This is a genomic window from Dyadobacter pollutisoli, assembly GCF_026625565.1.
Taxonomy (GTDB): domain Bacteria; phylum Bacteroidota; class Bacteroidia; order Cytophagales; family Spirosomataceae; genus Dyadobacter; species Dyadobacter pollutisoli.
In genome coordinates, this window is the sequence record NZ_CP112998.1 from 2,957,511 (window position 1) to 2,980,180 (window position 22,670).

At 46.7% G+C, this 22,670-nt stretch carries 15 protein-coding genes; 5 read left to right on the plus strand and 10 right to left on the minus strand.

What is annotated here, in order from left to right; genetic code table 11:
• Positions 1–36: 36 nt before the first annotated feature.
• The 7 genes from ON006_RS12210 to ON006_RS12240 form a co-directional block, all read right to left on the minus strand.
• Positions 37–822 (minus strand): hypothetical protein, encoded by a 786-nt coding sequence (locus tag ON006_RS12210; protein WP_244820068.1) that lies wholly within the window; start codon positions 820–822, stop codon positions 37–39.
• Positions 823–896: 74 nt separating this feature from the next.
• Complete coding sequence (locus ON006_RS12215; RefSeq protein ID WP_244820069.1) at positions 897–1,454, minus strand: hypothetical protein; 558 nt, start codon at positions 1,452–1,454, stop codon at positions 897–899.
• Between the two features lie 231 nt (positions 1,455–1,685).
• A complete protein-coding gene (locus tag ON006_RS32435) occupies positions 1,686–1,928 on the minus strand; it encodes a DMT family transporter (protein WP_244820070.1) in 243 nt (80 codons plus the stop codon).
• 39 nt (positions 1,929–1,967) lie between these two features.
• Positions 1,968–2,660 carry a DUF3823 domain-containing protein gene (locus ON006_RS12225; protein ID WP_244820071.1) on the minus strand — a complete coding sequence of 231 codons (693 nt, stop codon included), beginning with the start codon at positions 2,658–2,660 and terminating at the stop codon, positions 1,968–1,970.
• A gap of 9 nt (positions 2,661–2,669) precedes the next feature.
• A complete protein-coding gene (locus ON006_RS12230; RefSeq protein ID WP_244820072.1) occupies positions 2,670–4,517 on the minus strand; it encodes a RagB/SusD family nutrient uptake outer membrane protein in 1,848 nt (615 codons plus the stop codon).
• A 12-nt stretch (positions 4,518–4,529) separates the two neighbouring features.
• Positions 4,530–7,613 carry a SusC/RagA family TonB-linked outer membrane protein gene (locus ON006_RS12235; RefSeq protein WP_244820527.1) on the minus strand — a complete coding sequence of 1,028 codons (3,084 nt, stop codon included), beginning with the start codon at positions 7,611–7,613 and terminating at the stop codon, positions 4,530–4,532.
• 703 nt (positions 7,614–8,316) lie between these two features.
• Entirely contained in the window at positions 8,317–12,579 is a 4,263-nt protein-coding gene (locus tag ON006_RS12240; protein ID WP_244820073.1) for a hybrid sensor histidine kinase/response regulator, read from the minus strand.
• A gap of 198 nt (positions 12,580–12,777) precedes the next feature.
• Here ON006_RS12240 and ON006_RS12245 point away from each other — a divergent pair, with 198 nt between their 5' ends.
• A complete protein-coding gene (locus ON006_RS12245; RefSeq protein WP_244820074.1) occupies positions 12,778–13,722 on the plus strand; it encodes a proline dehydrogenase family protein in 945 nt (314 codons plus the stop codon).
• Between the two features lie 83 nt (positions 13,723–13,805).
• Here the strand turns inward: ON006_RS12245 and ON006_RS12250 are convergent, their stop codons facing one another.
• From ON006_RS12250 to ON006_RS12260, 3 genes are all read right to left on the minus strand, one after another.
• Complete coding sequence (locus ON006_RS12250) at positions 13,806–15,155, minus strand: hypothetical protein (RefSeq protein ID WP_244820075.1); 1,350 nt, start codon at positions 15,153–15,155, stop codon at positions 13,806–13,808.
• Positions 15,156–15,325: 170 nt separating this feature from the next.
• The gene (locus ON006_RS12255; RefSeq protein ID WP_244820076.1) at positions 15,326–15,862 is read right to left on the minus strand and encodes an AAA family ATPase; all 537 of its coding nucleotides are present in this window, start codon (positions 15,860–15,862) and stop codon (positions 15,326–15,328) included.
• Positions 15,863–15,865: 3 nt separating this feature from the next.
• The gene (locus ON006_RS12260; protein WP_244820077.1) at positions 15,866–16,045 is read right to left on the minus strand and encodes a hypothetical protein; all 180 of its coding nucleotides are present in this window, start codon (positions 16,043–16,045) and stop codon (positions 15,866–15,868) included.
• Between the two features lie 221 nt (positions 16,046–16,266).
• Here ON006_RS12260 and ON006_RS12265 point away from each other — a divergent pair, with 221 nt between their 5' ends.
• The 4 genes from ON006_RS12265 to ON006_RS12280 all read left to right on the plus strand — a co-directional run bounded on the left by ON006_RS12265 (position 16,267) and on the right by ON006_RS12280 (position 22,646).
• Positions 16,267–17,184, plus strand: a complete 918-nt coding sequence (locus tag ON006_RS12265; RefSeq protein WP_244820078.1) for a cation diffusion facilitator family transporter — start codon at positions 16,267–16,269, stop codon at positions 17,182–17,184.
• 70 nt (positions 17,185–17,254) lie between these two features.
• The gene (locus tag ON006_RS12270; protein ID WP_244820079.1) at positions 17,255–17,848 is read left to right on the plus strand and encodes an RNA polymerase sigma factor; all 594 of its coding nucleotides are present in this window, start codon (positions 17,255–17,257) and stop codon (positions 17,846–17,848) included.
• A gap of 98 nt (positions 17,849–17,946) precedes the next feature.
• On the plus strand, positions 17,947–19,041 hold the full coding sequence (locus ON006_RS12275; protein ID WP_244820080.1) for a FecR family protein: 1,095 nt from the start codon (positions 17,947–17,949) through the stop codon (positions 19,039–19,041).
• Positions 19,042–19,238: 197 nt separating this feature from the next.
• On the plus strand, positions 19,239–22,646 hold the full coding sequence (locus ON006_RS12280) for a TonB-dependent receptor (RefSeq protein WP_244820081.1): 3,408 nt from the start codon (positions 19,239–19,241) through the stop codon (positions 22,644–22,646).
• The last annotated feature ends 24 nt before the right edge of the window (positions 22,647–22,670 follow it).

Consider the following 22,670-nt stretch of genomic DNA (forward strand, 5'->3'; position numbering starts at 1 on the left):
ATATAAAAACGAGACGGATCAATATACTTTTAATGGTTACTCAATCTGTAACGAGATATTCGAACCGAATAAATCCTGCTTCGTATCCGCAACAATGACACAATCGTATTTGCCTCTGGGCAAATTGTTCAGAGCTATTTCAAATGTGCTGCAATGGCCTGGATAAAGCATTCGGTTAATAGGTTCAGTTGTCTTCACCTTGTTGCCCGAAGCATCGTAAACCTCCAACACCACGCTGGCACGGATACCGAATACCCCTTTATTTTTCAGCGTAATGTTTAGCGAGCCCTGTTGATCCGGTACTTTGTTAAAAGTTACATTTTCATACGTTAACTCCGGACTTTCAAAACTGGCAACATCCACGATTACCTGTATGGCGTAGCGCACGCTTGAACTTACTTCAATGCCGTTTTTTTGCCGCTCCCGGATGGGCTCACCAACCTCCACCATCACCACTTCCCAGTAGGTCCCCGGAGATGTTTTGTCCTTATCCATCCCGATCACGTAACGAAGGTCGTACTCTTCATTGGAAGCCAGCAATTTCTCGTCGACATTCGTTTTCAGTGCATTACCCAGCGACCTGGCGTGGCTTCCGGCCTGAGGATATGAAAATCCCTTTCCACACTCAGGAACAAGATCCTGACGGTATACTACTATACGTGACTCTTTCGGGCCTTCATTTTTAACGCGGATAACTCCCTGAACGGGAGTGTCCACGCTGCTCAACGTATGTGTGTGTGACAATCCATTCAAGATAACCACTGATGCCTGTATATAGCAGGGAGTCAGCAGTATAAGGGCTAATACAGCTGCTAATTTCATTGCAAATAAGAAATCGTTCGACAAAACTTGCTTCATCCGGGCCTGAACATAGCTCAGGCCCGGATAATAGACGATCAGTAATCTTCCAGCGTGTATGTGACTACCACTACAGGGCTTCCGGAGCGGATGTTTGCATAGTTATCATCAGCCGCAACAAATGAGTAAGTAAGCTGATGCCCCTGATTTTGGCCGGAAACTGTGTAAGCGCTCCCGATTCCATTGACAAGTATCTGAGGATCCATCGTAAGGGTGAGCGCTGCCTGGGGGGTTCCAAGCGTTCCATCGCCTGTTCCGGAGGCACCTGCTACCAGGTTAATGTCGATACCAGCCACAAGTACATCTGCTTCAACACTCACGCGCTTTAATGTGCTACCGGTCTGAATAGATGAATAATTTAACCATAACGAGGTGTTATTGGCTGGCAGAGTAATTTTGTCACCAGCTTCGGTAGGGGCGACAAATGTTGCAGTAATATCTTTTGATCCGCTCGGTTCGATATCCAATAATGCCACAGTCGGTATGACAACTGTGATATTGTGATTATCAATGTTACCCTGCGCAAACGCAGACATTGAAAGACCAAAGCTTAAAGCTAATACGAGTACTGATAGGGAGGTAAATTTTGTTTTCATGCAGGGTAGTTGTTGTTAATTTTGTAATATTAATTTGACGATAAGGAATTAAAAGTATATTTAAAATGGTATAATCCAAAGTTATTTTTACTTTATTTTACGTTTAGAAGCCCCTTTTCAATATTTTGTGCCTTTTTGACCTAAAAACGGCACAAAATCCTTCTTTCACATAACCAAGTAGTTTTATAGATAAAAGTCTTTTAATGATTTTTTAGTCACTAATCAATGATATCAGTGGCTTGCAGAAAGCTTCATTAGAACGATTCCGGCCACAATCAGCAGCGCAGCGTGCGAACGGGCTACCGTTATTTCTTCACCAAGTAATACTACTCCGACGATCAGCGCACCGGCGGCACTATGACCGTCCAAATCGTGTAAGCCGTACCCAGCGGCAACGTAGGCATTGAAATCGACAAAAGGCCGAAGCTGGCCATGAAAGAGCATACTTACCCAAAAAAATGAAGCCTTCCCCATTTTGAAAACAGGGAAGGCTTCATTTTACTCTGAGCCTGACTACTTCAACATCACCTTCTGGGGTGCGCCAAAAAGCATTTCACCCACCCCTGATGTTTTCACACCGATCCTGGCGTAGATGTAGTCACGGCCAGCCAATGCTGCCGGAAGTGTCACCGTGAGGGAGATGGGCTTGGTCAGATCCGTGATATTGGCTGCCACTTCCTGAGCATTCCCGTCATTGTTGTTCGGGTCAACGATCGTCGTCTTTCCAATGTACAGATTGACCCTTTCCAGATTTCGTGAGGTGTTTAGCTGCTTTAAGTTAAAGGTTGCCGACACTTTCCCCTCTCCTTTCGAGTAGGTATCATTCTGAAAAACGAAGTAGGGCTGAACCGGGACGTCCAATTCTTTGGTACCACGAAGTTCTACCTCAATGGTGTCTTTATTGTCAAGCCACGGACCATTTCCGGGCAGACGCACCAGCTTGTAGTTACCGTCAAAAAGCGATGCGGAAAATGTGCCGTCCTGATTTACATAAACCGGGATTTTGGTAAACAGCTGATAGCCTCGCTGCCATATTTCAAGCTGTACGCCATTGGAACGCACATTAACAGGCTGGCCGTCGTAAACCACACGGCCTTTCAGCACAGACTTTGGCTCAGGCCGGCTGTCCTTTTCGCAGGACGACAGCACGGTGGCGAATGTAAGTACGCACAGCAGCTGCGCGATCATGAATATTTTCGTTTTCATATCAATGGATCAATGGAATGGGTTCCGAACGATTTTTGGATTATTATCGATGACAATCTGTTCAATGGACGAATAGTAATTGCCCATTTGAAAAAACCGTGGTGCACGGAAACGAGGCGCTACCAGCTTATCAAACACATATTTTCCGTGCGTGGCATGCCCGGGGCGCACAACCCGGTAAGGATAGAGCGCATAAATAACCGCATCAGGATTGGAAGCATTTCCATTCCATACCTCATGGGCTGTTCTCCACCGGATCAGGTCCCAAACCCGGTGATCTTCGAACGCCAGCTCTACGCGTCTTTCATTTTTCAACCGGTCCAATGTCAGTGTTTTAAGGCTATTCGCACCAAATCCTGCACGTTCGCGCACCAGGTTTACATATTTAAGTGCATTGGCGGTTTGACCCAATTCAAAAGCTGCCTCGCCCGCATTCAGATATATTTCCCCAAGACGAAAACGGATCCACCACATATCGCTGCGAATACCACGCGTGCTCGACATGGCAGTTTGGTCTACATATTTTCTCAGATAAAAACCTGAGTTAGTCACCTCAGTCTGGGAGCGCTGTGGGCCCGACGACCCGGTCAGTAAGCCGCCATCCTCATAAGTTGAGCCCAATGTATTGGATTCCACATTCTGAAAGCTGCTTGTGGCCTGGTTCCAAACTTTCACACCAGCTTGAATCTGCACCGGAATGCCGCGGAATGAAGTGCCGGGATAAATGACAGTACCATATAGACGCGCATCTTTATTAGCAAAAACGCCCTGTACATTGTCATAGTAAATATAATCCGTGTTACCCGCATTTCTGGTTTTCAACTCGCCCGAGGTACCGTCGAGGTACTCGAAATCTTCCACCAGATTGAGCGACGGCGTGATGGATGAGGACGAAAGGTTGTCCTCACGTACATTGCGGGCAATGTTATCGTACGTGAACCCGTGCCGTTTATCCTTACTGACCAAAAAGTCCTGCGCCAGGATCACCTCCGGGTTGGCCGATTTCTTGGTAATGGCATCGTAAAAGTTCTCCCCCAGATCAGGGTTGGTCTTGTAAAGCTGATAGGCACCGCTATTGATAATCTCTTCAGATGCAGCGAGCGATTTGGCATAATAATCACTAGCCCTTGACGCAGGAATACCTACCTCTCCACCCGGTGTGGAAATCGGTGAAGGCAAAAGGCTATTGTACTTCGCAATGGATCCGGCGTACAGCATCGCACGGCTTTTTAATGCCATAGCAGTAAACTTGTTGGCCCGCGTGTTGCTGCCGCCATTGCCCAGCTGCTCTTTGATCGCATCCAGCTCCGATGCAATAAAATCATATACTGCTTCTTCCTTGCTGCGCGGCAGCTGCAGATAGGACGGATCGCCGTTGTAATCGTAAATAAGCTGCTGGGTCACAAGCGGCACTCCGCCCATTCGTTTTACGAGTTCAAAATAAACGAATGCCCTGAGGAAACGGAATTCAGCCGAAAACTGTGTTTTCTGCACTTCCGACAGCGAAGTACTATATGTTCCAATGTTCTCGATGGCCAGGTTAATGTCCCTGATCAGGCCGTAGTCCCAATACCGCCACCGATCGAACGGATAAGAAACGATATTGTTTCTGCCATCGTCATTGTTGGACCACATGGCTTCATCATAAGCCGCAAACTCGGCCCAGCCCGTGGTGAGCGACGTGTGGGCAGGCAGGCGATCGTAATAATTGGCAAGAAGGCCGGTTATCATTTTCGAGTCATTCCAGACCTGTTCTTCGAGAATGATGTTCTGTGGCTTTCTGTCGAGCCATTCTTCCGCACATCCCGAGAGGATCAGGATCGCTAAGACCAGGATATATTTTGAAAATTTTGGCATAGCTGATTTGAATTAAAAAGTGATGTTAAAACCTGCATTGAACAGTCGCTGCTGCGGATAAACGAGCGCGTTGCCCGACGAAATCTCCGGATCGATCTCATACTTTTTTACATTATCGATCGAGAACAGGTTGCTGGCATTGACGTACACGCGAAGTCCCAGTTTTTTGAAAATTTTCTGATCAAAATTGTATCCCAGTTCAATGTTGCGCAAACGGATGTACCTGACGTTAGTAATCCAGAAATCACTTTTCCGGAAATTAACATGGCTCGAATTATCTTTTCTGATCGCAGGATAAGTACCAGGAATCCATTTGCTGCTTGGATCGTACGGATCTTCGCGATGCCAGCGGTCTTCCAGCATAAAATGGGGTGAAGTTCCATTGTTTTGGTAAGGTATTTTCAGCTCCCAATTGCGCTGGAAGCTTTGCAGAGACGCACCGGCAAAATCAAAAAACAATGAAAAGCCTTTGTACGCCACACTACCATTCAATGCAAAACTCATGTATGGGTTCGCTCCTTCGGCATACCCGATCGGGCGCTCGTCGAGGTTGTTGATGATACCGTCACCATTTACATCTTTATAAATGAAGTCCCCCGGCAGCTGGGTCCTGTTACCCTGGCCGTCATTGTTGACCGTGTGGCTTTCTATTTCCTGCTGTGATTGGAACTGTCCTACCACCTGATAACCCCAGTTGATGTTTCCCCAACGATCCACAAAAGAGTCGCGGTACTCGTTATAAGAGTTTCCAAAGCGTGGTTTATAGAAATCCAGGTCACGGCGACGCGAAAGTGTTGCATTAGCGCTGATCGTATAATCAATCTGCCCTACTGAGCTTTTATAGGTCAATACGCCCTCGATACCACGGTGCGTGTCACTGTTCAGGTTCTCGTTGGGCAATGTGTAACCTACCTCGGACGGCAGCAAAACATCATAACGTGCCGCAGGAAGTCCTTCTCTTTTTCTTTCAAAAATATCAACCTGGCCATTTAATTTTCCTTCCAGTAAACCAAAATCCAAGCCAATGTTGGTGGAAATATTGGTGATCCAGGACAATGTAGTGATCGGTAACCCTCTCGGCCTCACACCAATGTTATAGGTACCATTGAAAATCGCGCTGCCTTGCAAAAAGTTATACCCCGGCAAATAACTGAACGGTGTCACCAGGAATGCGTCATTGCTAAGCCTGTCACTACCCGTACGGCCATAAGAGGCACGGATTTTCAGATTGCTGAATACGTTTTCAAGCTTTCCTTTGAAAAAATTTTCTTCCGAAATACGCCATCCGGCCGATACGCCAGGAAAAAAACCGAAACGTTTGCCCGGCGCATACAGGAATGACCCGTCATAGCGCCCCACACCTTCGATCAGGTATTTTTGTTTGTAACTATAATTGACCCGGCCAATATACCCTGCCCTTGCCTCGGTACTCCATTCATCGATCAGCAGATCCTGATTCGCAAATGACATTAATGGGATATAGTTATTCGGCGGCACAGTGTGGACAACCATATAAGTATTGACATTGTCGGATTGCTCGTACGCCGCCACAGCGGATATTTCATGATCACCTAACACTTTGCTATAATTCAGCTGAAACTGTGCAAACCGGTCCACCACATTCCGTTTGCGACGTTCACGCCACGGATTTTGATTACCGCCACCGGGCACTACATTATAGGTATCATTGGTTTTGTCATAAGAGTAAGCATCGTAGGTATATTCGAAACCGTCGAAGTCAAAATTCCGGAACTGGTACGAATAGGTACCTTTCGCTTTCAGTCCAAACGCAAAATCATATTCTGCGTAAAAGTTGCCTTTGACAACGCGGTCTATTTCGTCAATGTACCCCGTCACTTCCTTTTTGTAGGTAGCAGGGTTTACATTCACATTGTGAGTCTGGTTAATGTATTTTGGATTGTCGTTCGCATAAGGACGCTCCGTCGGCCACATGGTGAAAATACTTAGGAAAGGGTTGAAATAATCGTCCAGACCCGGTACACCTACCTGAAAACGGTCTTCGATGCGGCCACTTATCTGCGCGCCTACTTTCAGCCTTTTGGTAATATTCGATTCAACGTTCGCCTGAATGTTGGTACGTTTGAAGCTGTAATCGCGGATAAGAGCATCCTGATTAAGGTGCCCGACGGACAGGAAATAACTTATCTTTTCGGTACCACCAGAAACGTTGGCATTCAGCGAAAACTGAGGCACATTGGGACGCATCACCATCTTGTAATAGTCAAAACTCTGGTAACCTTTTTCAGTCCCGGCTTTCCATTTGGCCAGTTCTTCCGGCGTGATAGAAGGCACCCGTCCCTGGTTCACATCCGACTCCACAAGGCCACGCATATGCTGGTAGGCACTGGCGGGCTTCGGATATCTGGTAAAGTTTTGAAGTCCATAGTAACCCGAAAGGTTGATCTTGGCCGGACCATCGCCCGCCTTACCACGTTTAGTCGTCACGAGCACAACCCCGTTTGCAGCACGAAGGCCGTATATTGCCGCGGATGCATCTTTCAGGATCGAAATGCTTTCAATATCGTTTTGCCCGAGGTTATTGAAGTTGGCCGCATCGGAAGGAACACCGTCGATGACATACAGCGGCGTTCCAAGGTTTCGGATCTGAATGGAAGTAGCGGCACCGGGACGGGCATCGGCTTTACGTGCCGTGATACCCTGCACCCGGCCCACCAGTGCGTCTGAAGTTCCGATCGACGGAGTCCTGATCAGGTCCCTGGCCTGAATATTACTCACAGCGCCTGTCACCGCCGCCGACGATTGCGTTCCATAACCCACCACAACCACCTCGGTAAGCTCCTCACTGCTGGGAACTAATGTAACATTGAATGAGGACTGATTGCCAATAACAATGTCCTGGGAAGTGTAGCCAATGAAGGAGAATGTCAAGGTCTGCGCCGCGTCTTCGACCGTCAGACTGAAATTACCGTCGCTGCCTGTAGTGGTACCGCGGCTTGTACCCTTCACAATGACGCTTACACCTGGTAACGCACCATTTTTTTCGTCGCTAACCTTTCCGGTCAGCGTTTTGTCAATTCGCAGGTTAAGGTGGATTTCCACTGTTTTGGCGGCCATCGCTGCGTTGACCGGCGCGCGGGAAACTGCAACTCCCGTCACCAGCATGGCACAAAGAAGCCTGCAATGCCCCATCATGGAGCTTTGTATTATTTGGTTCATAAAAAGTTAATTGGTTAAGTGAGAAATGAAAAATGTGAGCTGCTGTCAATGCGCGTAGTAATGCCAGCCGAATGCATCGAACGGTTTACTATACACGTTAATGATTCATCAGCGCTTTTCAGTATTCATAGGCGACCCTCCGCGATCGTGTTCATACATTCGTTATCCGTTTAGAAAGCTCATAAACCCCTTTTCAATCCTTCCTGGCCAGAGAATTCATAGAAAAAGCGGGTACTGTCCGAAACCATGCGGTTTTGTAAGCGTCATTTTGCCATCACGCTTCTGTCAGAAGCACTTGCGGGTCTAAACTGTCTTGCGGTTTAGAGGATATCTAAAAGAAAGAATGGTTTTTTGTCTTCATCTGTTTGTTGTGATTTGTCCATAAAATGTTAAAAACAGTCGATAAGTAGTATTTATACTATTATTTGACCAAAACTAGTACGTAGAAATCGATCGATTTTCACAATACAATTTTAAAGCAAAATAATACTAAAAACACTTCTTGATTTGATTAGTAATGACTGTATTTTGATGTTTTTTATAATTTTAAGGTCATTTTATTGAAAAATATTACCATAAATGGCAAATAATGCTCCTTTCATCAGGCGTCCACTTCCAGGTGATGGATCTTTTGAAATGCTCTTTTGAGTACGATTTTGATCACATCCAGCTTCATCGGTTTCGCCATGTAATCATCCATTCCGGCATTCAGACAGTTATTTCTGTCCTCGCTCATTGCATTGGCCGTCAAGGCGACTATGTAAGGCAGGGGTCCGTACCGCTGCCTGATTATTCTTGTAGCTTCCAGGCCGTCCATTTCTGGCATTTGGACGTCCATCAATATCACATCATAAGACTTTTGTGAAAGCTTTTCCAAAACTTCTGCCCCGTGGTTGGCAATGACAATTTCATAACCCAATTTCTTTAAAACATACTCTATAAACTTCTGGTTGACCAGGTTATCCTCCGCAACCAGCAATTCGAGCGGATATTCCTTCGAGAATTTTTCATCCAGCATTTTGGTATCGACAGCTGCTTCAGAAGGATAATGCACCTGATTGGTCAAAGCGGCGTAGATGCTCTTTTCCAAATGTGATCTTTTTACCGGCTTGCTCAAAATACCCGAAAACAGCTCACGGGATTTCGCTTTTACCTCTTCTCCGGCAGAAGTCATCAGAATAACCGGACGCGGCTGCTTCTCTTTGTGGATCGCCCGTGCCAGGGAGAGGCCATCCTCTTTCGGCAAATGCATATCCGTAATGACCAGCCCAATGCTTTTATTAATGGCCAGAATACCACGGGCCTGGCTCGCCGTAGAGGCCAGTATCGGGTCAATTTTCCACTGCTGAAGATATTTTTTTAGGATGCCCAGATTGGTCTGGTTATCGTCAACCAGTAAAACCGACTTGCCTTCAAGCCCCGATAAAGCATTGGCTCCGCCCGCCTCTTCTGAGGCTTTATCACTGAATTTTGTAGAAATATAAAAATGAAATGCGGAACCCTTGCCGTACTCACTTTTCACGCTGATCTCCCCGCCCATTAAACGGATCAGCCGTTCACAGATCACCAAACCAAGCCCCGTGCCTCCATACCGGCGATTGATAGAGGAATCGACCTGTGAAAACGCTTTGAATAAATTGGACAGATTATCCTCGCGGATCCCGATCCCGGTGTCCTCCACAGCAAAGCCAACACCCATTTCACCATGAGCCGCATCTGCATATTTGGACACATGTATGTAAACCTGACCCTCTGCTGTAAATTTAAGGGCATTGTTGATCAGGTTGATCAAAACCTGCTTCAATCTCAAACTGTCGCCAATCAGGTACTCGGGCAGATCGGGATCAATGAAATAAACGAGATCGATATTTTTCCTAAACGCAGGCAATGCGAAAAGATCCATCGTTTCCTCAATGGTAAGCCGGAGCTCATATTCGCGCTCTTCCAGGTCAATCTTACCAGACTCGATTTTAGAAAAATCCAGAATGTCGTTGATCACACTCACCAGCGTTTCGCCGCAGGCGGCTATCGTCCTGGTATATTCCTCCTGCTCTTTCGTCAATTCAGTTTCTGATAGCAATGCGGTCATGCCGATGACCCCATTCATTGGTGTCCTGATTTCATGGCTCATGGTCGCCAGGAAAATACTCTTAGCCTGATTGGCCCTCTCGGCCTCTTCCCTGGCAAGCTGTTCCTGCTCGTGCTGCTCATGCAATTCCTCTGCCTGAACCCTCAGTTCTTCGGACTGGGACTGCAATTCTTCATTCAATGACTGCAAATGTTCCGACTGGGCGTGCAGCTCCTCCGATTGTTTTTGCACAATCATCGTACGTTCTTCTACCAGTTTTTCCAGTTCCGCTTTCTGGCTGACAATGCCATTAACTCGTTGTTTGTAAAATAAATAAACGAGCAAAGCCCCTGACAGAACTGCCAATATCCGGAACCACCAGGTCGCCCAGAATGGCGGTGTAATGATGATAGTCAGCGCATTAGGACTTACAACCCAGTCGCCTGATAGGTTTTGCGCTTTGACTTTAAAAAAATACTCCCCGGGAGGCAGGTTGGTGTAGACTGCGGTATTTTCTACCCCCGGATAATTCCAGTCTTTGTCAAAATTTTCGAGAAAGTATGCATAATTCTTTTGGGACGACGTAAAATCCAGTGCCGAGTAATCGAAGGATATAAAGGACTGATTATAAGGAAGTGTGATCGACGTCGTCTCCGAAATATCATGGGGCAATAATGTCACCTGCGCTCCGGTTTTTGTCCTCATCACTTCCTTATTATTGACCCTGAAATTGGTGATGACAATCGGGTAAGTCGTCGCATCGGCATGGACTCCGGCAGGATCGAACTTGTTGAACCCATTAACACCGCCGAAGTATAATTTACCTTCATGATCCCGAAAGGCCGATTTTTGTTTAAACTCCCGGCCCTGCAGCCCATACTCTATCGAATAATTTTTAAATTTTTCAGTTTTGGGATCGAGCATGGCAAGTCCCGCTATCGTACCGATCCAGAGCATTCCCTGGTTATCTTCGACAATGGCTTCTGTGACATTGCTGATCAGCCCATGTTCTGTCGTGTACTTTTTAAAAATACCCGTTCGCGGATCGAAACGGATCAGTCCTTTGATGGTACAAAGCCACAATATCCCTTGCCGGTCCTCAGTGAGGCTATGGATCGCACTGGATTGCCGTCCGTTGCCAGAAAACCGGTACACGGCGAATTGATCAGTCTTCTGGTCATAGCGGTTTAGCTCTCCGGTACTTGTACCCACCCATAGGTTTCCTTTACGGTCGGTTAACAAACAATTGACAGTATTATCGGAAAGGGTTCCCGCCTTGCCGGGAACGTTCATATAATGTTCAAAAACCTTCTTTTCCGGGTCGTAGGCATCTATTCCGTCTCCATAGGTGCTGAGCCATATCCTTTTGTCAGGTGTTTTGGCGATTGCGTATACGTTGTCGCTCTGCAAGCTATTGGCCACGCCCGCCTGATGTTTGAAGACCTTAAACTGTCCCGTTTTTGGATCAAACACATTCACACCTTCCCCCCAAGTTCCTATCCAAAGCTTATGCTCATCGTCGCTCACAATGGCGAGAACAAAATCACCCGAAATTCCGGTACCCGATTTTTGCTGTCGGTAAGCCTTAAACTTAGAAGTAACCGGATCGTATAAATTCAAGCCTCCACCATCGGTACCGATCCAAAGCTTTTTATCCTCGTCTTCAAAAAAACATAGGACAAAATTGTGCGAAAGGCTGCCCGCAGAGGCATCGTGCCGATAATGCTCGAAACCATTGCTGCTTTTATAAGTGCTGGTCCCGGCACTGTATATCCCCAGCCACAAGTTGTTTTCACGGTCCTTGTAAATGCAGTCTACCGAATTTCCTCCAATGCTGCTCGGGTCAACTTCGTCGTAGGCGTGCACAGCAAATGTCCACTTTTCTGTATCCAGAATGTTGAGTCCCCCGTTTTCTGTTCCCGCCCAAATGTCCCCCTCATTCTCGTTGATGCTGGTGACACTATTATTCGATATCGATGCAGGATTAGCGGGGTCATTTTTGAACCGGCGAAATGTCCCGTCATTTTTCTGGTACAAACTGAGTCCACCCCGGTAGCTGCCGATCCACATCCTGCCTTTGCTGTCCTGATAAATACACCGGACATCATTTGCAGGGTGGTGGTTTTCTTTTTCCTCGGCAGGAATCAATCTGCTGAACAGGCCGGTTTTGCGGTCCAGCAGGTCAAGACCCTGTGAGGTACCTACCCACATATTGTTTTCCCGGTCACAAAAAACGGCGTATACATTGTCGCTGCTAATGCTTTTCTGATTTTTGGTATTAAACTTATAATGAGTGGCCGCAACCCTTTCGCTGGTGTCGAACACATCCAGGCCCGCAGTGGTTGCGACCCACAATTTGCCATTTTTGTCAAAAACAATGCGATGGATCAAGTTACCGGCAATGCTTTTTTCATTTTTCTCGTCATGCATATAAGTCTGAAAAGTGCCCCTGTCCCGGTCCAGCATATTAAGCCCTCCACCGGCGGTTCCAATCCAGAGATTTCCCGACTTGTCCTCCGCAAGGCTCATAACCACGTCATTGCTCAGGCTACCTGCGTCCTTTTCATTATTCTTATACACTTTGAACTCATGTCCGTCGTACCGGTTCAGTCCCCCATTGGTCCCGATCCAAATGAAGCCTTTTCTATCCTGAAAAACGCAGTTTACGTCGTTATTCAGCAGCCCGTTTTCAACGGAAAGACGTTTGAAATGAATCGGTTTGTTTTGGGCGGTCGCGGCTAATGAGGTTACCCACAGCGCCGAAATAGATAAAAAACAATAAAGAATAAACTTCATATGTCGCTTCGGGGACGTAATATTAATTCGCGAATTTATGCAGAGTAATATACGAATTATTACACAGGCAATACTATTTCCCTAGCAGCATTTTTGAATAACCGTTCACGAACTGGCTGCGATTATCTTATCGCTTTCGGGAGCAAAAAGCCACCTTTGTACCAATACGGTACTATTGGCCATTTATAAAAAATCACATTGGAAAACTTGCTCAGCATTGGCACAAATGCCTTGAAAAAAGCCGCGTTAAACGAAGGCGCGAAGGAATACATACTGGACAATCCGGTGCTATTTAAAACCTTGAAACGGGCGGCAGACCGGTACATTGGCGGGGAAACGCTGGAAGAAGCAGCGATCAAGGTTGCTAAGGAAAATCAGAACGGGTTTAAATGCTCACTGGAATTTATCGGTGAAAGTACCAGGACGGAAAATGAGGCCCGCGACGCAACCGACGAGTTTGTCACAATTTGCAGAAAAATACATTCAGCAGGCCTGCATTCAACCGTTTCACTGGACTTGTCTCACATTGGTCTTGCTATTTCAAAGGATTTATGCCTGCATCATTTAAACCTGATTTGCACCGAGGCTTCTGCCGCCGGAATTGAGGTAATTATCAGTGCAGAAGGCACAGAACGCACCGATGCGATTCTGGATAGTTATTTTGAAATCTCCAAAACCCATAGCAACATTGCCATCACATTGCAAGCCTACCTGCACCGAACGCAGGATGATTTTCAGGAAGTAATCAAACGAAATGGTCGGATCAGGATCGTGAAGGGCGCATTTGAAACTCCAAACGGGCTTTCACTATCCAGAGGAGAGCAGCTCGACGACGTATACCTGAATTTTATAGATCAACTGCTATCCCGCAAGCACAAATGTTCCATTGCAACGCACCACGGCACGATCCAGCAAAGGGCAAAAAAACTGGTTGACCTATATCAGCCTGACAAAGATCTGTATGAATTCGAGAGCCTTTACGGAATCCGTACTCAGCAGCTTCTGGATCTGAAAGCCGAAGGTTATGCCACGAAGCTGTATTTTGTGTACGGCAAGGAATGGTATCTCTACTTATGCAACCGCATCGCCGAATATCCATTGAATATCTTCCTGGCGCTGGAAGACATCGTCGGCACAAATTGACTGAATTGAATATCACATTCAACACAAAAAAGGTAAGGGAGTTGTCCCTTAACCTTTTTTGTGTTTATACAGAGTTTTACAGCTTACTTCAAAGCATACGCAAGTCCCAGACGTGACGAAACATTGGATTTGAGGTAGGGACTTCCCATCTCCCAGCCCTTGGTTTTACCCACCACAGACAACGAAATTGAAACATTGCCCGCTACCCGGTATCGTCCGTCAATCTGGAAAGAACCGCCCGTAATCTTTTTGTCCTTATAAAAAGAGGTGGGCTGGTCCCAAAAGTGTAGTACCACGTCAGTTTTCAATCGTTTTGAAAGTTGCCGGTTGTATAACCCCAGATCAAGTCCGTAGCCTTGCGACTTAAAATTGCTGAACCGATGCAGCCCAATCAGAAAATCAGTGTTACGGTATTGTACCGGAAGCATGAGCGCCAGATTGTTACCAAAATGCGTCGGTGCATATTGGAGGAAGAAATTGAATGAAGAATGCTTACCCAGCGGAATGCGGTTGATGAAGAAAATCGCCGGATTCACGAAGTTGAGCAGGGACAATTTCTTTTGATTCAACAGGTATTTTTGAGCTTCCTCAGACAGTTCCGAATAACCAATTCTGCGGTTGACCCCTTCCCCATTCGGAAACTTATCCCTGTCGGTGTACGGCTTTTCGGGACTAAACATATCGTAGGCCCAGGCAGTAAGGTCGGCACCGGCGAAATCACGCTCTTTGGGATCTGGATTTTCGTTTTTCGACACCCATACTTTTACGGAATCGCTCTGAGAACTGGCAGAAAATTTGAAATAATCCCATACATACCATGCATTGTAAAGTATCAATGCATTTTTGGCTAATGTCCTTTTTTTGTAAAAATCCTGAACCGATATTTTCCGATTGAGCAATATTTCCGACTGTACGCCAGCAACATAGGAATAAAGCAACTGACTTGGATCTTTGCTTTTGAGAATACTGAGGTCCTGGTCGCCCACCCCGTAGACCGTCCCGTCCCACCGATGTGGAAACCAGTTTCCATTTTTGGAATCGATGTCGTTGACACCTAGTACCGCTCTGTGAAACTCTTCGTGCGCCCACACGCCCAACGGAATCGGGAGTTCGCTGCCGTATTTCACAAAACCCAGACTCGCCAGATACTTAAACGCGCCATTCAATATCTTCCTGCCCCGGGTATATTCCTTCTTTCTGGGTTTAAAAAGGGCATTACCCAGTTTGTCAATACCCAGGTAACTCAGTTCGTACAAGTCAGCCGAAAATTCCAGCGCCTGGTTCATCGATGGGTAGCTATACGGCAAATCCTTATTTTGCGGCAGATCAATAATGGGTACTGAGAGACGAAGCTGATAGCGGGCCGAATCCTGAGCGGTTGCATATCCGATGGACAACCAGAAGGCAATAAGTAAAACAATTGAATTTTTCATGATCGCTAATAAATAATGTAAGAACCTTCATTTGAAAGTCTGTACAAATGTGATGCAGCGATCATGACCCGGCAAACACGAGCCAGCCAGGTTGTAATATATCTTAGGTTAAACTCAATTTTCGACCTGTGAACTGTAATCGCTCACAGAAAAAAGCAAAGCCAAAAACATCATCCTTCCATCGCATTTAAAACCAGTCGCAGACGCTCTTCGACGGTCGTGTCGCCCCTGATCTCAATCACTTTGCAAGGGATTTCCTTCAACCAGCTTTCGTGTATCCTGATATTCCTGCCGGTGAAGGTCACGTCGTCATATTTGGATGCCCACTCCATAAATTCCTGAAACAGGCGGTTACGTTCGGGATCCGTGTAAATCGTGTTTCCATACCGTTCCAGTTCTCTTTGTACCAAACGTTGCAGCCTGATTTCTGGCGGTACGTACAAGAACACCACCAGATCAAACATGGCTTGCCATTCCGGCCCCCAGCTGATCAGCGAGCCTCCCAGTATCCAGCTTTCCTGACGAGACAGATCTTCAATGAGCATCTGATTCCGAAGTGCCGGGTTTCGTTTAACTGTATACGGCACCTCCGAGGGCACCCAGAAATAATCGTCTGTATCGAAATACGGTGTCCCCGCCCGCTCAGCCAACGCATTGCCCAATGTTGTAGAACCGGCACAGGAAGCTCCCATGATATGTATTTTCATGACTTAAATGTCGGAATAGAAAAGCGAAATCAGTTTTCTCCAGCTCACGTAATCGTACAGCTCCCCGTTCATCAGAATGATCAGTCCTTTTTTTCGAAAAGGGTCATATAACATGTATGTAGACACGCCCGGTCCGCTACCGTTGTGGCTGTACATGATCGTTTCCGTATTGAAAATGTACATAAACCAGGTATGAAAGCCCAACCTTTGCATTACTTTTCATCAAACTAAAAAGAGGTTCTCTCGCAAAATAACACCTGATAACCACTTGAACCAACATTACGGAACTATTGGCTAAACTTAACCGTCTGGTAATGTAGCCCTGAATAATTTTGTCCCTGTTAATTAATTTCACTTCGATTCGTTATGCAGGAAACCGGACCAATTTCACACCAGACCTTGCTATGAACTCCCGGCAGAAAAGATTAGAAGAAAGAAAACTCATTAAGATTTCGATCGCGATCGGTTCGCTACTCACCGCATGGGCTATTGTCGTCGGAATTATGGGTGATTCCAAATCCATTATCTTCGACGCGCTCTTTTCAATGGTAGGACTTAGCCTTTCGGGTGTTTCTTTGCTGGTCCACAATTTTATCCGCAAACCCGACGACGACAACCTGCCATTCGGCCGGTCTCAATTTCAGCCTTTCGCGATCACATTACAATCTTCGGTGATTATTTTTCTGTGTTTGTATTCTTTGGCTACCTCCGTAATCGACATTATCAATGGCGGAAAAATCGTGGAGCTGGACATTGCCCTGCCCTACCTGATCGCCTCCATCTTTGTGTGCTTCCTGCTATGGTTGTTTTTCAAGAGCAAAGCGGCTCAATTGGGATCCGAATATGTAAGAATCGAATCGACGGAATGGCAGCTGGATGCACTGCTGAGCGTCGGCGTGTTGGCGGTATTATCCCTCGGATACTTCCTGAAAAACGGCTCCCTGGCGCATCTGATCCCCTATCTGGATCCATCCATGGTCGTAATTATATCGATCGTATTTTTAAGGATACCGGCTACTACCTTTTGGAAAAATGTACGCGAGCTCCTCCAATTCGCGCCCGATGATGAAGTTGAAGACAACATTCATGAAGTCTCGGAACAGATAGCAGAGCAATACGATTTTATTGATTCAGTAGTACGGGTGGCCAAAACCGGCAGCAGCTATACCATTGAGATTGATTTTTTACTTCCCAAAAATTTGGCGGATATGCAAGTCTCACAACTGGATGAGATCCGCCAGCAACTGCACGACCGCATCAAGGGCGACTACGAAATGTGGCTCACCATATCATTCACCACCGAGCGAAAGTGGATGCTTTGAGAAAGCACGTGCTTTACTTTTTTAATTTTTCCCGATTTCTTGTTTTTATTTGTTGATTTTTGTTGAAAAATTGGAACAAAACGAAGCAAATATTGACGACGAGATGCTTTGGACATCGATGAGAACGGGAAGCACATTCGCGTTCGAGGCTTTGTATCGCCGTTATTTTCAAACTTTGTTCAGCTACGGTAAACGCATTACACCCGATGAAGATGCTGTTAATGACGCCATCCAGGACCTTTTTGTCAACATCTGGCGCGGCCGGCAATCATTGAACCAGGCCATTTCGGTGAAATATTACCTTTTCCGCTCGCTCCGCAGAGAAATTCACAAATCACAAAAACAGGAAACTGTGAATGGCGAAGATTGGGAAACAGTAACCGAAGACCTTCTGCCGACTCAAATCTCAGCCGAAACCAGTTTCTCGATCAACGAAGAGACCAACATCAGGACAGAGCAACTGAATAGCTGGCTGAGCAACCTGCCTCCCCGGCAAAATGAGGCCCTCGTGCTTCGGTACTATCATAATCTGGACTATCCGGAAATTGCTGATATGCTCGGCATCAAGGAACAAACCGCCCGGAACCTGGTACAGAAGGCACTTTACATTCTTAGAAAGATGGCTATCTATCTCATTTTCATTGCATTTGAAATAAATTATTAGTTTTTCAAAAAATTTTCATGTTTTAGAAGGTTGAAACTGATTTCATCCTGCTCTATCTATTTAAAGGGAATAGTTCAATTATTTCCGATAAAGTCAACATGAAATATTCAAAATACACCACAAGCGAATTTGTTGAGGACCCCTATTTTCGAAAGTGGGTACAAAACCCCAATGACGCATCCAATGCTTTTTGGGAAAGTTTTCGCGAAAAGCATCCGGGCAAAATTCAGGAGGTTACCAATGCGCGAAACTTACTTCTCGCCGTCAAAAACCAGGTTGAGTCTGACTTTTCGAACAAATCGAATGAAGACGCGGTATTTCAGCGCATCAGGGAGCAGGCCGGATTGGAACAGAAAACACCAGTTCGCCGCCTCGCTTCCTGGCCAGCCTGGGCAGCGGCAGCTTCCGTTATTTTCTTAATGGGCTGGTGGTTTCTAAACAAGCAATCTGCGTCACAACTTTCTTACGAAACCAACCTGGAACACGCAGAAGTAGCATTGATCGAAAAGGTGAACAATACCGACCAGCCAATGGTCATCACGCTGGAAGACAGTAGTACCGTTTTTTTGAAACCGGATAGCAAGATCAGCTTCGCTGTTACATTCAATACCTCCGCCAAGCGGGAAGTTTACCTGAGCGGGGAAGCGTTTTTTGAGGTAACCAAAAACCCGGACAAACCATTCTATGTATACGCTAACGAGCTTGTTACCAGAGTTTTAGGCACAAGCTTCAACGTCAGAGCATTTAAGGATGATAAGAATGTGACCGTCAAAGTAAGTACCGGCCGCGTTTCAGTAGCAGTAGCCAAGGCAATCACAGATGCAAAGAATGCTCCATCGTCGGATGGTGTTCTGCTGCTACCCAATCAGCAAGCGGTTTTGTCGCGGCAAGACATTAAGCTCGTCAAATCGCTGGTCGAAGAGCCGGGTTCGCTCGCTGGCAAAAATCGCAAACCATTGGATGAGCGTTTCGTTTTCGAGGCTGCGCCGGCAGCTGAGGTTTTTAAAACTTTGGAGGAAGCCTATGGGTTGCACATCGAATTTGACGACGCATTATTCAACAATTGCCAGTTTACCGCCAATCTCACAGAAGAATCACTATACAATAAGCTCGACATTATTTGCAAAAGTATCGAAGCCACCTACCAGATCGTTGACGCGAGGATTATTGTCAGCGGGAAGGGGTGCGGTTGATGCAAGTCAATGGTCGATCGTCAATAACCAACCCTAAACCCTTAAAAAATGATTTGAAAAGAAACAGTACCAAAAAGAGAAGCCGGTAATGCGCTAACACTACCGACCCCGAATGCCCATTCATGTTACCATGACATCGCTTGAGACCGATGCGGGCCGTTTTGCCAAATGTGAATTCAATCAAAACAATCAAAATTATGAAAATAATTGACCCTGCCCTGTATTGGGTAGTAAAAATCATGAAGTGGTCTGTCCTTCAACTCTTTATCGCAGTCACTTTTGCGGGTATCTCCCTGGCCATTGACGTCAATGCGCAGGAGTTGCTCAGCAGGAGGATTTCCGTCCAGGCTGTAAACCAGAAGATCCAAACCGTGCTGTCCGGTATAGAAAAGAACGCCGGCGTAAGGTTTTCGTACAGCCCCAACCTGATTCAGGCCTCGCGGAAAATCACATTGAATTTGTCCAATGAAAAGCTTTCGGTAGTACTCGAAAAACTGCTGGCCCCATACAACCTCCGGTACGAAATCGTCGGCAAACAGATCATTCTGAAACGCGATATACCTGACCCGCCCGCAAACGAATCGGGCCAAAGTAATTTATTAAACCACACGCAATCCAATGAGATCCAGGTTTCGGGTATTGTTACCGACGATACCGGAGCGGGCCTGCCGGGCGTGAGCATTCTGGTCAAAGGCACGCAGAATGGGACTACCTCCGACAACAATGGGAGTTACAAACTCAGCATTTCGGATCCGAATGCCATGCTCGTTTTCTCTTTCGTTGGTTACCTCAGCCAGGAAATTATGGTCGGAAACCGTACCAGTATCGACGTTTCCATGAAAGCCGACGATAAAACCCTGAATGAGGTCGTCGTGGTAGGTTACGGTATGGTCAAAAAACGGGACCTGACCGGCTCCGTCGTTTCAATCGGTTCTGCTGAGTTACAGGAACAGCCTGTCAGTTCATTCAACCAGGCCTTGCAGGGACGCGTTTCGGGTGTACAGGTGACCAACTCATCCAATGCACCAGGTGGAGGAATTACGATCCGTGTGCGGGGCGGCAACTCTATTTCCGCCAGTAATGATCCATTGTACGTGATCGACGGATTTCCGGTAACCAGTCCTGATCCTGCTACCGGAGCGGGCAACTCCTCGTCATTCCCCAACCCGCTCGCTTCTATCAATCCCAATGATATTGAGTCCATTGAAATATTGAAAGATGCCTCTGCAACAGCCATTTACGGTTCCAGGGGTGCCAATGGCGTCGTACTCGTCACCACCAAACGAGGCCACGAAGGACGGGTTAGTGTTGATTTTGATGCCTATTACGGTGTGCAGGAAATCACCAAAATGCTTGACCTGGCGACAGCAGAGGACCACACCGGCGCGAAAAACGAACAACTCCGAAACCTGAACTTCGCGGAACGCTACGGTAACCCGGCGGGCGCATATCCCAAAAAACCATCAGAATATGGCGTGGGTACCAATTGGCAAAAAGAGATATACCGCACGGCCCCGATCCAGAATTATCAGCTGTCTTTTTCAGGAGGTACCGATAAAATCAGGTATGTGGTTAGCGGCAATTATTTCAATCAGGACGGTATTGTGATTACCTCGAATTTCAAAAGATATACTTCCCGGATCAACCTGGACGCGAAAATAAGCAAGCGACTGAAAATTGGCACGAATTTCACCATGACCAGGAGCTACAACAACAGCGTGAATGAAGTAGGCGCCAATGGAGTGGTGGGTTTAGCCGTCCGTGTGTCTCCGGCGAGCCCGGTTTTTGATGCTAACGGAAACTACCAGTTGCTCAACGTGGGCTCCGGCTCAGGATTTAATTCCGTCGCTAACCCCGTCGCTGTCGCCAGAACGACTACGAATCTCCTGACTACCGACCGCATTTTGGGAAATATGTTCGGTGATATCACGATAGGCGGAGGCCTTGGCGCAAGGATCAGCCTGGGTGCGGATGTGCTGAACACCCGTCGGAATATCTTCTACACGCCGCAAACGCTGCTGGGAAATACCGTCAATGGTTACGGTAGCAATGGCACTTCCAATAATCTCAACCTCTTGAATGAAAATATCCTTACTTATTCCAAAAAATTCAATGCGCATGCTTTCGACGTTGTCGCCGGTGTGACTTTCCAAAGCAACCGTGAGGAACGGACTTATGCCGAGGCGCAGGATTTCCCGAGTTATACCTTGGGTGCCAATAACATTGGTCTCGCCAATAAGCCTTTGCCAGCAAGAGGTGCATTGAATAAATGGGGCCTTAACTCTTATCTGGGGCGCGTCAATTACCGGTTATTGGATCGCTACTTGTTCACATTAACGGGGCGGATCGATGGTTCGTCGCGTTTTGGGCTTAATAATAAATATGGATTCTTCCCTTCCGGGGCATTTGCGTGGCGCGTTACCGACGAAAGTTTCATGAAAAATATCAAGTCGGTCAGTGATCTGAAACTGAGGGTCAGCTACGGGATTACCGGCAACGACGGCATTGGTTTGTATAACTCGCTTTCGCAGTATAACACCTCCCGTACCGTATTTGGCGACAAGGAAGTACTCGCCAGCCAGGCTTCCCGCATTGCCAATCCGGACCTGCGCTGGGAGAAAACCGCACAGTTTGACATTGGTTTCGACCTGGGCCTGATCAGCAACCGTATACAGCTTACCGGTGATTATTATATCAAAACCACCACGGACCTTTTACTGGCCGTGGAGTTGCCTTCCACAACCGGCTTTACAAGCGTTACCCGCAACATTGGCAGCCTGGAAAACAAAGGTTTTGAACTCGGGATCAACACCATTAATGTTGACGGCGCATTCAAATGGAAAACCAACGGAAATATTTCTGTCAATAGAAACAAAGTGATCAAACTGAACAATGCAGACCAGTTTCTGTTCGGCAACTCGATCGTCAGAGTGGGAGAATCAGTGGGTTCATTTTATGGCAATGTTTTTGAAGGAATCTGGCAGAGTACCGACGAAATCAAGGCTGCCGGAAACCTCGCGAGGGCTGGTGACCTGCCCGGGGCCATACATTACAAGGATGTAAATGGCGACGGTGTATTCAACGAGGCATCAGATCGCCAGATATTGGGCAAAGGAATGCCACAGTTTATTTTCGGGCTTACCAATAACATTTCGTACCGGGGCTTTGACTTTTCGGTATTTTTCCAGGGCGTACAGGGCAACACGATACTGAATGCCACGCGTAAATCCATGGAGCAGTCCGACCCGAGTGACAACCTGCTCAAAACGGTCATCAACGGAGCCTGGCGCGCCGACAGACCATCCAACGCCTTACCGTCGATCAGGCAATGGAGAAGTACGAATACCGATTCCTTTTACATTGAGGACGGATCATTCGTTCGCCTGAAAAACATATCACTAGGCTATGCTTTTCAAGTCAAAACCAACTGGCTCAAACGTGCAAGAGTATATGTGAGCGCGCAGAACCTGGCAACTTTTACCAAATACAGAGGATACGACCCGGAAGTGAATTCGGATTTCAGCAGCAACATGCAATATGGGCTGGACAACTATTCCTACCCTGCCGCAAGAACATTCACAGTTGGGGCTTCACTATCATTCTGACATCAATCCCTTAAATCGACCTGA